This is a genomic window from Paenarthrobacter sp. MSM-2-10-13, from assembly GCF_011605365.1.
GTDB lineage: Bacteria > Actinomycetota > Actinomycetes > Actinomycetales > Micrococcaceae > Arthrobacter.
Window position 1 is genome coordinate 631,822 of sequence record NZ_JAAOXO010000001.1, and the last position, 13,432, is coordinate 645,253.

Annotated in this window: 11 protein-coding genes and 2 tRNA genes; 11 read left to right on the plus strand and 2 right to left on the minus strand. The window is 62.8% G+C overall.

Going from position 1 to position 13,432, the window contains the following annotated elements; all coding sequences use genetic code 11:
• Positions 1–39 precede the first annotated feature (39 nt).
• From HAV21_RS02960 to HAV21_RS03005, 10 genes are all read left to right on the plus strand, one after another.
• Positions 40–1,092, plus strand: coding sequence for a 3-isopropylmalate dehydrogenase (locus HAV21_RS02960; protein WP_166840286.1), 1,053 nt, complete (start codon positions 40–42; stop codon positions 1,090–1,092).
• 119 nt (positions 1,093–1,211) lie between these two features.
• Positions 1,212–2,324: a branched-chain amino acid aminotransferase gene (locus HAV21_RS02965; RefSeq protein WP_166840289.1), complete on the plus strand. Its 1,113-nt coding sequence runs from the start codon at positions 1,212–1,214 to the stop codon at positions 2,322–2,324.
• A gap of 350 nt (positions 2,325–2,674) precedes the next feature.
• Positions 2,675–3,496 (plus strand): MBL fold metallo-hydrolase, encoded by an 822-nt coding sequence (locus HAV21_RS02970; protein ID WP_166840897.1) that lies wholly within the window; start codon positions 2,675–2,677, stop codon positions 3,494–3,496.
• Between the two features lie 23 nt (positions 3,497–3,519).
• Positions 3,520–4,296, plus strand: a complete 777-nt coding sequence (locus tag HAV21_RS02975; protein ID WP_011775161.1) for a fumarylacetoacetate hydrolase family protein — start codon at positions 3,520–3,522, stop codon at positions 4,294–4,296.
• 123 nt (positions 4,297–4,419) lie between these two features.
• Positions 4,420–5,940, plus strand: a complete 1,521-nt coding sequence (gltX, locus tag HAV21_RS02980) for a glutamate--tRNA ligase (protein WP_142938736.1) — start codon at positions 4,420–4,422, stop codon at positions 5,938–5,940.
• A gap of 14 nt (positions 5,941–5,954) precedes the next feature.
• Positions 5,955–6,683 (plus strand): HAD family hydrolase, encoded by a 729-nt coding sequence (locus HAV21_RS02985; protein ID WP_166840291.1) that lies wholly within the window; start codon positions 5,955–5,957, stop codon positions 6,681–6,683.
• Between the two features lie 137 nt (positions 6,684–6,820).
• Positions 6,821–6,892 (plus strand) — tRNA-Gln (locus HAV21_RS02990).
• Positions 6,893–7,019: 127 nt separating this feature from the next.
• A tRNA-Glu gene (locus HAV21_RS02995) sits at positions 7,020–7,092 on the plus strand.
• A 112-nt stretch (positions 7,093–7,204) separates the two neighbouring features.
• A complete protein-coding gene (locus HAV21_RS03000; protein ID WP_142938738.1) occupies positions 7,205–8,986 on the plus strand; it encodes a dynamin family protein in 1,782 nt (593 codons plus the stop codon).
• Positions 8,983–10,602, plus strand: a complete 1,620-nt coding sequence (locus HAV21_RS03005; protein WP_142938739.1) for a GTPase — start codon at positions 8,983–8,985, stop codon at positions 10,600–10,602. Before HAV21_RS03000 ends, HAV21_RS03005 begins: the two co-directional genes overlap by 4 nt.
• Here HAV21_RS03005 and HAV21_RS03010 read toward each other — a convergent pair.
• A complete protein-coding gene (locus tag HAV21_RS03010) occupies positions 10,599–11,135 on the minus strand; it encodes a DUF1697 domain-containing protein (protein WP_166840293.1) in 537 nt (178 codons plus the stop codon). The genes HAV21_RS03005 and HAV21_RS03010 overlap by 4 nt on opposite strands.
• 2 nt (positions 11,136–11,137) lie before the next feature.
• Positions 11,138–11,857, minus strand: a complete 720-nt coding sequence (locus HAV21_RS03015) for an IclR family transcriptional regulator (RefSeq protein ID WP_014922101.1) — start codon at positions 11,855–11,857, stop codon at positions 11,138–11,140.
• Between the two features lie 122 nt (positions 11,858–11,979).
• Between HAV21_RS03015 and leuC the strand changes: the two genes are divergently transcribed.
• Positions 11,980–13,431 (plus strand): 3-isopropylmalate dehydratase large subunit, encoded by a 1,452-nt coding sequence (leuC, locus tag HAV21_RS03020; protein WP_166840899.1) that lies wholly within the window; start codon positions 11,980–11,982, stop codon positions 13,429–13,431.
• The last annotated feature ends 1 nt before the right edge of the window (position 13,432 follow it).

A 13,432-nucleotide genomic window follows, 5' to 3' on the forward strand; every position in this document is an offset into this window, starting at 1 on the left:
ATTTTGACCAGCATGTGGATTGCTTGGCTAGATAGAACCATGAGTGCAACGTCCATCAATCTCGCTGTCATCCCTGGCGACGGCATTGGCCCAGAGGTCATCGCCGAAGCCGTCAAGGTCCTCGAAAAGGCTGTAGCCGCCGAAGGCGTCGCCCTCGAACTGACCAACTATAAGCTCGGTGCCCAGCACTGGCTTGAGACCGGCGAGACCCTCCCGGACGAGGTCCTGGCGGATCTGCGCACCCGCGATGCAATCCTCTTTGGCGCAGTAGGCGCAGCTCCGGGCGATACCCGCATCCCGTCCGGCATTATTGAACGCGAGATGCTGCTCAAGCTCCGCTTCAGCCTGGACCACTATGTAAACCTGCGCCCGTCCCGCCTCTTCGGTACGGTCGGCAGCCCGTTGGCCAACCCCGGCGCCATCGATTTCATCGTTGTCCGCGAAGGCACTGAAGGTCCCTATGTGGGCAACGGCGGCACATTGCGAGGCGGGACACCCCATGAGGTAGCCACGGAAGTTTCCCTCAATACCGCCCACGGTGTGGAGCGCGTGGTACGCGATGCCTTCCGCCGCGCCAGCGAGCGTCCGCGCAAGCACGTCACCCTTGTCCACAAGCACAATGTGCTCGTGTTTGCCGGGCACCTGTGGAAGCGGACCGTCGAGGCCGTGGCCAAGGAATTCCCCGAGGTCACCCACGACTACCTGCACATTGACGCAGCCACCATCTTCATGGTGACCGACCCCTCCCGCTTTGATGTCATCGTCACCGACAACCTGTTCGGCGACATCCTCACCGACCTCGCCGCAGCCATTACCGGCGGCATCGGCTTGGCGGCATCGGGCAACATCAACATGGACCGTACGGCACCATCCATGTTTGAACCCGTCCACGGCTCAGCCCCGGATATCGCCGGACAGCAGAAAGCCGATCCCACCGCGGCCATCCTCTCCGCAGTGCTGCTCCTGGACCACCTTGGCTACACCACGGCGGCCCGAAAGATCGAAGCGGCAGTAGTCGCCGACGTCGAAAGCCGCACCGGCGAGCCACGCAGCACAGCTGCCATTGGCGACGCTATTGCGGCCGCACTTTAGGCCCAATACTCAGGCGTAAGCTTGTGTTGAATTATTTACCTGCTTCCCTGGTCCATCGCTGAACCACACCCTTTTGGGGATCCGGTTCGCACTGCCAGGTAGCTGACTGTGGAGGAAACATGACTCAGACTGCCCATGGCGTCGAATTCAGCCAGCAGCTTTCGGAAACCCCGAAATCTGCTGAGGAGCGTGCAGCCGTCCTGGCGAACCCAGGCTTCGGCGACTACTTCACCGACCACACCGCCGTCGTTGACTACAAGGTTGACGCCGATGGCAATGGCGGTTGGCAGAATGCCCGGATCGAGCCCTACGGACCCATCTCCCTGGACCCGTCCGCTGCCGTGCTGCATTACGGTCAGGAAATCTTTGAGGGTCTGAAGGCCTACCGTCACGCCGACGGATCCGTGTGGACCTTCCGGCCTGAGGCCAACGCCGCGCGCTTGAACAAGTCGGCACGCCGCCTTGCCCTTCCGGAGCTGCCCGAGGAGTACTTCCTCGGTGCCATCCGCGAACTCGTACAGGCGGACCAGGAATGGGTGCCGTCCGGCGACGGTGAAGCCCTGTACCTGCGCCCGTTCATGATCGCCACAGAAGCGTTCCTTGGTGTCCGTGCTGCCCGCGAAGTGTCTTTCCGGGTCATCGCTTCCCCTGCCGGCAACTACTTCGGTGGCGAGCTCAAGCCTGTTTCCATCTGGATCTCCCGCGAATACGCCCGTGCGGGCCGCGGTGGAACAGGTGCGGCCAAGTGCGGCGGAAACTATGCAGCGTCCCTGATCGCACAGCAGGAAGCCGAAGAGAACGGTTGTAAGCAGGTACTTTTCCTGGACCACTTCAACGACGACGCCGTGGAAGAACTCGGCGGAATGAACGTCTTCTTCGTCATGAAGGACGGTTCCTTGGTTACTCCCGCACTCAGCGGCACCATCCTGGAAGGCGTGACGCGTATGTCCGTCATCCAGGTGGCCAAGGACATGGGCCGTGAGGTCACCGAGCGGAAGATCACCCTGGACGAGTGGCGCGAAGGCGTCGCTTCCGGCGAGATCACCGAAGTTTTCGCTTGCGGCACTGCAGCAGTGATCACGCCGATCGGTGTGCTCAAGGACGCCACGGAATTCATCGGTTCCGAGGACGCGAAGGCCGGGGAGACCACCATGGCCATCCGCCAGCAGCTCCTTGGCATCCAAACCGGAACCGTTGAGGACACCCACGGCTGGCTGACCCGCCTGGTCTAGTACCCGGGTGCCCTGCACAAACTAAAGACGCACGACGGCGGCCCGTCCCCTTGGCAGACAAGCGGACGGGCCGCCGTTCTGCTTCCCCGGACGCTCTCGCAGATCCCTCGGGTTTGGGGCGGGCCCTCTTGCAGTTCACTGGGGGCGTTCTAACGCTGTCAATTCTGGCACTTCAAGGCGTCTAGCCCGGGAAGGGTGTGGGATGTGAGTGAGGGTTGGTGGTTTGGGCGCCGGATGTGAGTGAGGGTTGGTGGTTTGGGCGCCGGATGTGAGTGAGGGTTGGTGGTTTGGGCGCCGGATGTGAGAGAGCGTGGGTTCAGTGCCAAGATGGGACAGTGACTTCTGAATCAATGGCGACTTCCGGCACCACACCTTCCGGCGATGGCTCCTCTCTTGGGCCCACCGGGGAGTCTTTGCAGCGCAGCAGCGAGCTCACCCGCTACCGATTGGCTCCAAACCCGGGACCGATGAGCCTGGACGGCACCAACTCCTATGTCATTGGCGCCCCGGATTCTCCCAACATCGCGGTGGTGGACCCGGGCCCTGAAGACGAACACCACTTGGCCGTGCTGGCATCGGCGGGCGTTGTGGAGGTGGTCCTCATTACGCATCGGCATGCTGACCACACTGAGGCATCAGCGCGGTTCCATCAGATCACCGGGGCGCCGGTGCGTGCTGCGTTGCCGGAACATTGCCATGGCGGCGAGCCGCTGATGGACGGCGAGGTCCTGATGGCGGGTGGCGTGGAAATCCGCGTGGTGGCAACCCCTGGTCATACGTCCGACTCTCTCTGTTTCCATCTTCCGGATGACGGCCCCACCGGTTCCGTTCTCACCGGGGACACCATTCTGGGCAGGGGAACCACCGTGCTGGATTACCCTGATGGCCGATTAGGCGACTACCTTTCAAGCTTGGACAAGCTGGAAGCGATGGGGCCCGCAACTCTGCTGCCCGCCCATGGGCCTGTGCTCCCGGCTTTGGACGAGAAGTGCCGCGAGTATCGTGATCACCGTGAGCAGCGGCTCGATCAAATCAGGGCCGCGCTGGACTACCTGGGGCAGGACGCCTCGATTCCAGCGGTCACCGATGCCGTTTATCCCGACGTCGACCCATCCGTCAGGTGGGCGGCGGAGACTTCCGTGGCAGCACAGTTGGATTACCTCCGAAGCTAGAGGCGGACTGTAGGCTTGAGCCCATGCGTATCGCCCGGTTTGTAGTTGATTCTGATCCCCTTTATGGCGTTGTTGAAGGCGAGCCCGGCAGTGAGGAAATCACTGTCATCAACGGCGACCCCTTCTTTAATGGTGTTGAGCGTACCCACGTGAAGCACAAGCTCGAGGACGTGAGGCTCCTCGCTCCGATCATTCCCCGAAGCAAGGTCATCGGTGTAGGCCGGAATTTCGCAGAGCACGCTGCTGAGCTCGGCAACGAGGTTCCCCAGCAACCCTTGCTTTTCCTGAAGCCCAACACCTCGGTGATCGGCCCCAACGATCCCATCATCCTTCCTGAGTTCTCGGAGGAAGTTTCCTTCGAAGCTGAGCTGTGCGTGGTGATCGGCCGGATCTGCAAGGATGTTCCCGAGGACCGTGCGGACGACGTCATCTTCGGCTACACCTGCGGCAACGACCTCACCGCCCGCGATGTCCAGAAGACAGACCTTCAATGGGCGCGTGCCAAGGGATTCGATACCTCCGCGCCGCTGGGTCCGTGGATCGAAACCGAACTGGACCACGAGGACCTGTCCATCCAGGGCCGCCTCAACGGCGAACTCCGCCAAGATGGCAGCACCAACCAGATGATCCGGGGTGTACGCGAGCTTGTCTCGATCGTTTCGCACGCATTCACCCTCCTTCCGGGCGACGTCATCATGACCGGCACCCCCGCCGGCGTAGGCCTGGTCAGTGAGGGCGACCGGTTCGAGGTGGAGATCGAGGGCATCGGCCGGCTCTCCAACCCGGTGGTCCGCCGCTAGGCATCACGCAAAACGCCAGACCCCGACGGCGGTACGCGCCTCTCGCTCGAAAGGCGCGTACCGCCGTCGGGCTTTCCCGGCCGGGAAACCGAAGCGGCGCCAAGCGGTAAAGTTGGAACCACTATGACTACTGCTTCTGCGTCGAACGCTGCCTCCAGCGCCATTCCTGCCGTCAACGCCGAGACTCCGGTCCGCGTCCGTTTCTGCCCGTCGCCTACGGGTACACCGCACGTTGGCCTGATCCGCACCGCCCTGTTCAACTGGGCCTATGCACGCCACACCGGCGGCAAGCTGATCTTCCGCATCGAGGACACAGATTCGGCCCGTGACAGTGAAGAGAGCTACCACCAGTTGCTGGACGCCCTGAAATGGCTCGGCATCAACTGGGATGAGGGTGTAGAGGTTGGCGGACCGCACGAGCCGTACCGGCAGTCGCAGCGAGGCGAGATTTACCAGGACGTCATCGCCAAGCTCAAAGCCGGGGGACACGTTTACGAGTCCTACTCCACGCCGGATGAGATTGAGGCCCGCCACAAGGCCGCCGGTCGCGACCCGAAGTTGGGTTATGACGGCTTCGACCGCCACCTGACGGATGAGCAGCTGGCACAGTTCAAGGCCGAGGGCCGCGAAGCCGTGCTCCGCCTCCGCATGCCGGACGAGGACCTGACCTTCAACGATCTGGTCCGCGGAGAGATTACGTTCAAAGCGGGTTCGGTTCCGGACTTTGCTGTTGTCCGCGCCAACGGTGCCCCGCTTTACACACTGGTGAACCCCGTGGACGACGCTCTCATGGGAATCACCCACGTCCTTCGTGGCGAGGACCTGCTGAGCTCCACTCCGCGTCAGATTGCGCTGTATCGCGCCCTCTATGCAATTGGCGTCGCCGAGTACATGCCGGAGTTCGGCCACCTGCCCTACGTCATGGGTCAGGGCAACAAAAAGCTTTCCAAGCGTGACCCCGAGTCCAGCCTGTTCCTGCACCGTGAACGTGGCTTCATCCCTGAGGGCCTGCTCAACTACCTGTCCCTGCTGGGCTGGTCCCTCAGCGCTGACGAGGACATCTTCACGGTGGAGCAGCTCGTAGCCAACTTCGACATCCACGATGTCCTGGGCAACCCGGCGCGCTTCGATATCAAGAAGGCTGAGGCCATCAATGGAACCCACGTGCGGATGCTCGCACCGGAGGACTTCAAGGAACGCTTGGTTCCCTACCTCCGTGCTGCAGGTTTCGTAGGGGAAATCCTCACTCCGCGTCAGGAGGAGATCCTCGCCGAGGCGGCGCCTCTGGTCCAGGAACGCATCACCCTCCTGGGCGAAGCTCCCGAGATGCTGGCCTTCCTGTTCAAGGCCGATGACGCCGTTGATGTTGCCGACGATGCCCGCAAGGGCCTTCCGGAGAACCTGGAGGAAGTACTCGATGCGGCCTTGGCTGCCTTGGAACCGATTGGGGAGTGGTCCGCGGAGAACATTCAGACCGCGCTCAAGCAGGCTCTGGTTGAGGATCTTGGCATCAAGCCGCGGGCAGCATTCGGGCCCGTGCGCACGGCCATTTCCGGACGCCGCATTTCTCCGCCGCTGTTCGAGTCGATGGTGATCCTCGGCAAGGATTCCTCGCTCGCTCGTGTCCGCGCCTTCCGCGGCTAGAGGCAGAAGCAGTCATGGCTATCTCCAGCTCGTTCGGAACTGTCCGCGGCGTCCTCTTCGACATTGATGACACCCTGGTGGACCTTGAGTACGCCATGACAACGGCACTGCGGGATGTCAGCGAACATCTCCTGCCCGGCCTGGATCAGGCCGGGTGGGTGAAGTTCGGACGTATCTTCACGCACGAAACAACGCACTTCTACGACCGCTACCTGGCCGGGGAGCTGACTTTCAATGAGCAGCGGCTCCTGCGGGGCAGGGCTGCTTTGGGACACTTTGGCGTGGAGCTTCAGGACGGCGAGGAATCCCAAGCCTGGGTAGCCGAGTACCATCAACGCCAGACGGCGTATGTGCGGGCTTTTGACGACGTTGAAGGCGTACTCGACGCCCTCGATGCCGCAGGGATTCCCTACGGCGCCGTGAGTAACAACGTGCATGATTACCAGCGGGCCAAGCTGGACGGTGCAGACCTGTCAAGGATCAAGGTCCTGGTGGGTACGGACACGGTGGGCGTGCCAAAGCCGGATCCGGCGATCTACCTCGAAGGTGTGCGTCTGCTGGGCACGGTGCCGGGAGAGACGTTGTATGTGGGCGACAACAGGTTGCTTGATGCCGACGGTGCAACGGCGGCGGGCCTGATCGGCGTTTGGCTCAACAGGACGGGAGAAGTGGTGGAAGAGTTCACCGGGCGCCAGGTGGACTCTCTGTCCCGGCTGCTGGTAACAGCTCCTGCTGCGGCGTGAGAATGGTGTGATGCAGGTAACGGCTTTCCGATTTGTGCAGGTGGCCAGACTCCGGTAGAGTCATTACTCGTGCTGAGGGGCACGGAGGGAAAAGCTGAGGGAAACCAAAGCGCTGAACTCCGGTCCGAAAGTCACTTTGGGATATGGTGTAATTGGCAACACTACGGTTTCTGGTACCGTCATTCTAGGTTCGAGTCCTGGTATCCCAGCTCTGAAAATCCGCGTGAATACGCCGGAAATTCAGAACCTCCAAGTCGCTGAAGCGATTTGGAGAGAAGCTGAAAGTATGAAATACTCATTCAGCTTGATCGCCGGAAACGGTGACAAAAAGTGCAAGGCCCCATCGTATAGCGGCCTAGTACGCCGCCCTCTCACGGCGGTAACGCGGGTTCGAATCCCGCTGGGGTCACAGACAAATCCCCCGGAACCACGGTTCCGGGGGATTTCTTTTTTCCTTGGTTTTATCCTCTGTGCCTGCGGCGCCGCTCCTGTGACGGGGATTGGGCTGGCATGATGATGCTGTGACCGCAAATGATGATGAGGCAAGACCCCGGGCTACCCCAGCTGCCTCGGGCGCGGCAGCCGCCGTCGAGACCCTGGTAGCTGCCCGCACTGAACTTGCGGCCACAACCCTTCCGCTCGCCGTGCCGGAGGTTCGGGAAGCCCGTCAGTGGATCCGTGAGTCCCTGGCCCAGCTCGACGATTATGTGATTCCCCGCTACCGCAGCCTCGACGCTCCGCTACTGGCAGTCGTAGGCGGTTCCACCGGGGCGGGGAAGTCAACGCTGGTTAACGCGCTGATCGGCTATCCGGTGACGCGTGCCGGCGCTATCAGGCCCACCACCCGCCAACCCATCCTCCTGCATCATCCGTTGGACGCTGAGTGGTTTGAAGGCCACCGGATCCTTCCGGGCCTGGACCGTATCCGCGGAACCGTGTCAGCGAGCCCGCTGCCGGCCCATCAGGCGGGTGCCGCTCCCGACGCGCAGGCCATCACGTCATTGGTACTGGTGGGACACGAGGCAGTGCCGCAGGGAATCGCGCTCCTGGATGCGCCCGACGTCGACTCCATCTCCGATGACAACCGCAGGCTCGCCGGTCAGCTTCTTGCCGCCGCCGACCTTTGGGTGTTTGTCACCACAGCAAACCGCTACGCCGACGCCGTGCCCTGGCGGCTGCTCTTGGACGCAGCTTCGAGGGACATCACCGTAGCTGTGGTGCTGGACCGTGTGCCCGTCGCCGCGGAAGAAGAGGTCAGGACTGACCTCCAGGCAATGCTGGATCGGCAAGGCTTGGGTGAGGCGGAGCTTTTTGTCGTTCCGGAGAGTGCCTTGAATGGGCTGGGGATGCTCCCGGAGGAATCCGTGATTCCCCTGCGTCAGTGGCTGGGCGCTTTGGCAGCCAATGCAGCCGGCCGGGCAGAGGTCGCCAGACGCACGCTTAATGGCGCCGTCAAAGCAGTCAGCGTCCGTTTGGAGGGAATCGCGGAGGCCGCTGCCGTCCAGGACACCGCTGCGCACAATCTCCGGGCAGCCTGCGTTGCAGAGTACGAGCAGGCGCTCCAACGTATTCTTGAGGCCACCAGAGACGGAGCATTGCTCCGCGGCGAGGTATTGGCGCGATGGCAGGACTTCGTAGGTACGGGAGAGTTCTTCCGTGCGCTCGAGCAGAATATCGGCAGGATGCGGGACCGCGTAGGAGCGTTCTTCCGTGGCGAACCCGCTCCTGCTGTGAAAGTTGAGACCGCCATTGAGACCGGCTTGCAGGCGGTGATCCTGGACGAAGCCGCGAACGCAGCCGAAAACGTGGACAGGCGGTGGCGTTCGGACATGGCTGGTCGGGAACTCCTTGGCACTGAGGATCTTTCGGGAACCAGCGAGGGGTTTGACGCGAAGGCCGCAGCGGCTATTCGATCCTGGCAGGAAGGGCTGATGGAGATGATCCGTACCCAGGGCCAGGGCAAGCGAACCCAGGCACGGTGGCTATCCTTGGGCGTCAACGGGCTTGGCGCCGCGCTCATGGTGGTGGTGTTCTCCATGACTGCCGGTCTGAGCGGCTTGGAGATCGGCATTGCCGGCGGAACGGCCGTTGTTGGCCAGAAGCTGCTCGAAGCGGTGTTCGGTGAGGACGCAGTACGTCGACTGGCCCAGCAGGCAAGGGACGATCTGCATACTCAGTGCCAACGGCTCCTTGATGATGAGAGGGAGCGGTTCCTTGGCCGCCTCGAGGCAGCACTTCCTGGATCTGGAGTTGACCTCGCCCGGCATGCTCAAGCATTGCGCGGCTTGGCGGGGGTCGCATGAGCCGGCACAGCCAGGTTCGCGAATCGTCCCGGTTGCAGCGCAGGCTTGAATCGCTCAATGCCGCACGGGAGCTGGCCGAGGGCGTCCTCCCGGATCCGGAGTTGCAATCCGTCTACGAGGTCCTGGAGCGTGCCACCTCGCGGCGGTCACTCTCGGCCGATCACACGGTGGTGGGATTCTTCGGAGCGACAGGCAGCGGAAAATCCTCCCTGTTCAATGCTGTTTCGGACAGTCGGCTGGCAACTGCCACCGCGCGGCGTCCCACAACGTCAGCACCTTTGGCGGGCATTTGGGGAGAGCAAGGCAGCGGGCCGTTGCTCGACTGGCTGGATGTCAAAGAGCGGCACACGCTGCCGCCAGTTCCAGGTCTCGCGGACGAACACACCGGCCTGGTGCTGCTGGACCTACCGGACTTCGATTCCACCAAGGTGGAAAACCGGGAGATCGTCCAACGGATGGTGGGCATGGTTGACGTCCTGGTGTGGGTCTTGGACCCACAAAAGTACGCCGACGCCGCAGTGCATAATGACTTTCTTCGCCCCATGGCCTCCCACGGTGCAGTCACGCTGGTTGTCCTGAACCAGGTGGACAAACTCAGTGCTGCCGACGCCTCTGCGGTGATGGAGTCTTTGGAAGCTATCCTGGCGCGGGACGGACTGGGGAAAGTTCGGGTCCTCAGTGCCTCAGCACTGACTGGCGACGGCGTCCAAGCCCTCCGCAGTGCCATCAGGAAGGTGGTGGTCCAACGGGAGGCAACCACAGAACGCTTGGCGGCGGACGTTGCAAAGGCGGCCGGGGAACTCGCCCGCGCCTCCGGCGAAGGCGAAGCCCGGGGCGTCAAGGTAGGTACGAAAGCCCGCCTGGCGTCTGAATTGTCGACGGCGGCAAATGTACCGGTGGTGGTGGACGCCGTTCAGCGATCTTTCCAAAGAGAGTCCGCCAAGAGGACGGGGTGGCCCGTCACCCGCTGGCTCTTGCGTTTCCGGCCCGACCCGCTCCGGCGGTTGAACCTTGGCAGGGATGACACCAGGCCGGAGCTGAACAGGACATCGCTGCCACCTGCAGGCGCACCCGAGCGGGCACGCACGGATGCGGCCGTCAGGGATTTTGCCGACGACGCCTCGACGGGTGCCCCGGGTCCTTGGCGCGCAGCCATCCGCAGCGCGGCAAGGGACGGGCGGGAGGAGCTGCCCGACGCCTTGGACCAAGCGATTGCAGGCACTGACCTCTTGGCGGGCAAACGTCCCCTGTGGTGGCTTCTTTTCAATACCCTCCAATGGATCGCGCTTGTGCTCGCAGCAGGGGGCCTGGGCTGGCTGGGTGTGTTGGCCGTGCTCGGCTACTTCCAAATGCCGGTGCCTGAGGTGCCTCGAACAGAAGGGTGGCCGTGGCCAACCCTGATGGTTGCCGGGGGAGTGTCGCTGGGAATTGCCCTTGCCATCACCGGGAGGATTCTTGGTGGATGGGCCGCTCGGGTTAGGGCGTCGAAGGCAGGGAAACGGTTGAAAGCTGCCGTGGCGGCGGTTGCCGAGAAGCGGATTGTAGAGCCCGTCGAGGTGGAAATTACCCGCTTGAAGGCGTTCAACGCAGCCCTCAAGGCCGCACGTTCCGGCTAGAGGGCCGCGGCTGCGTCCCTGACTTTGATGAGTGTTCTCAAGTTCCGGGTAGTGGTGCCGGCTTTGTAGCGTGCCTTGGCGGAGAGCTTGCTGAAAGGGCTGTCCAGCGTGCCGCCAGCCGGTGCCAGCCAAGCGGAGGCCTCCGGGCCAAGGCGCACTTGTTCTACGCCGCCCAGGTTTTCGCCTGCTTCAAAGAGTTCGTCGAGCATTGCGGTGTCCGAGGCGAGAGTGATGTAGGTGTGCGTGGATTTGTCGTCGGCCGGGTATGGGCACGCGTCCACCAGTTCGCTGACCCGCGCGGCGGTGAGGACCACCACCCAGGCGTCGTATCCGAAGGTTTCCCGCAAGCACTTTTCGAACTGCGCTTTGACGAACTTTGGGCTGAGGTCACTCTGAAGCACCACGTTTCCGCTGGCCAGGAGCGTTTTGACCTTGGTGAACGGGTAGTCCTTCAGGGCTGCGGAGAGATCGGCCATCTTGATGTTGATGCCGCCCACGTTGATGCCGCGCAGAAAGACGGCGTAGTTTTCCATGGCTAGTCGTTGTTCTTCCTGAGGGCCTCGGTCAGTACCCTGGCGGCGTTACAGACCACTTCGGCGTGCAGCCTGCCCGGCTGGCGGGTGAGTCGCTCAATAGGACCGGAAATCGATACTGCGGCAATGACCCTTCCGGAGGGTCCGCGCACGGGGGCCGAAACCGAGGCGACCCCAGGTTCGCGTTCGCCGAGGCTCTGACCCCAGCCCCGGCGTCGTACTCCTGCCAGGACGGTAGGCGTAAAGCGGGCGTTTTGCAGCCCCTCAAGGAGGCGGTCATGGTCTTCCCATGCCAGCAGTACTTGGGCGGCGGAGCCGGCCTTCATGGACAGCTGGGTGCCGACGGGAATGGTGTCGCGAAGGCCGATAGGGCGTTCCGCCGACGCCACGCAGACACGCCAGTCGCCTTGGCGGCGGAAAATCTGCGCGCTTTCGCCCGTGGCGTCGCGGAGCTGAATGAGAACGGGACCGGCGGAGGCGATGAGCCGGTCTTCACCGGCAGCGGATGCGAGTTCCACCAGCCGGCTGCCCAGGACGAAGCGCCCTTGAATGTCGCGGCTTACCAGGCGGTGGTGAACCAGGGCCAGCGCGAGCCGGTGGACTGTGGGCCGGGCAAGGCCTGTGGCCGCCACGAGCTGCGCGAGAGTGGTGGGCCCGGCCTCAAGGGCATCGAGTACTTGGGCCGCTTTATCAATGACACCGACTCCACTAGAATTGTCCATGTAATGATATTGCCGTCTCAATATCTGAGATGCAAGTTGTTTCGCTGGCCTATTTTGACGCCGGGCTGCTTCAGTGGAACAAGAACATGCAACAAGCCAATCGCAGTGAAGGGAGCAAGGCCGTGGGAAAGACACTGGCCGAGAAGGTCTGGGACGCGCACATAGTGCGCAAAGGTGAAGGCGAAGGAGCCAATGCCCAGCCCGACCTTCTCTTCATCGACCTGCACCTTGTCCATGAAGTAACGTCCCCGCAGGCATTTGAAGGCCTGCGCCTGGCCGGCCGGCCTTTGCGCCGGGTAGACCTCACGATTGCCACCGAGGACCACAACACTCCCACGCTGGACATCGACAAACCAATTGCGGACCTGACCAGCCGTACCCAGATTGAAACCCTCCGCGCAAACTGCAAGGAATTCGGCGTCCGCTTGCACTCCCTCGGTGACAAGGAACAGGGAATCGTGCACGTAGTGGGTCCGCAGCTGGGCCTGACTCAGCCGGGTATGACCGTGGTTTGCGGCGACTCGCACACCTCAACCCACGGGGCCTTCGGGGCGTTGGCCATGGGCATCGGCACGTCCGAGGTGGAGCACGTCATGGCCACCCAGACCCTGTCCTTGAAGCCGTTCAAAACCATGGCCATCAACGTTGAAGGTACCCTGCGCCCCGGCGTCACCGCCAAGGACATCATCCTGGCCGTCATCGCCAAGATCGGCACCGGCGGCGGTCAGGGATACGTCCTGGAATACCGTGGCTCCGCCATTCGTGCGCTGTCCATGGACGCCCGCATGACCATCTGCAACATGTCCATCGAAGCCGGCGCCCGCGCCGGTATGGTGGCTCCGGACCAGACCACCTACGACTACATGCAGGGCCGCCCCCACGCCCCCGAAGGCGCCGACTGGGATGCCGCCGTCGAGTACTGGAACACGTTGAACACGGACGCCGACGCGACCTTCGACGTCGAAGTTGACCTCGACGCTGACACCCTGGAGCCGTTCGTGACCTGGGGAACCAACCCGGGCCAAGGCGTCTCGCTGTCCGCCAAGGTGCCTTCGCCCGAGGACTTCGGTGATGAGAATGCCAAGGCAGCCGCTGAGCGCGCACTGCAGTACATGGGCCTGGAGGCCGGCACTCCCATGAAGGACATCCGTGTGGATACGGTCTTCCTGGGTTCCTGCACCAATTCCCGGATTGAAGACCTGCGCGCTGCTGCAGACATCATCCGTGGCCGTGAAAAGGACCCCAACATTCGCATGCTGGTGGTTCCCGGATCAGCCCGTGTCCGGCTCGAAGCCGAAGCAGAGGGCCTGGACAAGGTCTTCAAGGACTTTGGCGCTGAATGGCGTTTTGCTGGTTGTTCCATGTGCTTGGGCATGAACCCGGACCAGTTGGAGCCGGGGGAGCGTTGCGCCTCAACATCCAACCGCAACTTCGAGGGACGCCAAGGTAAGGGCGGCCGCACGCACTTGGTCTCGCCGGTGGTGGCCGCCGCCACGGCGGTCCGAGGCAGGCTGAGCTCGCCGTCGGACCTCGAGTCCGCTGCCGCAGGCACACTGACCGGAACCGCAGTCTAGG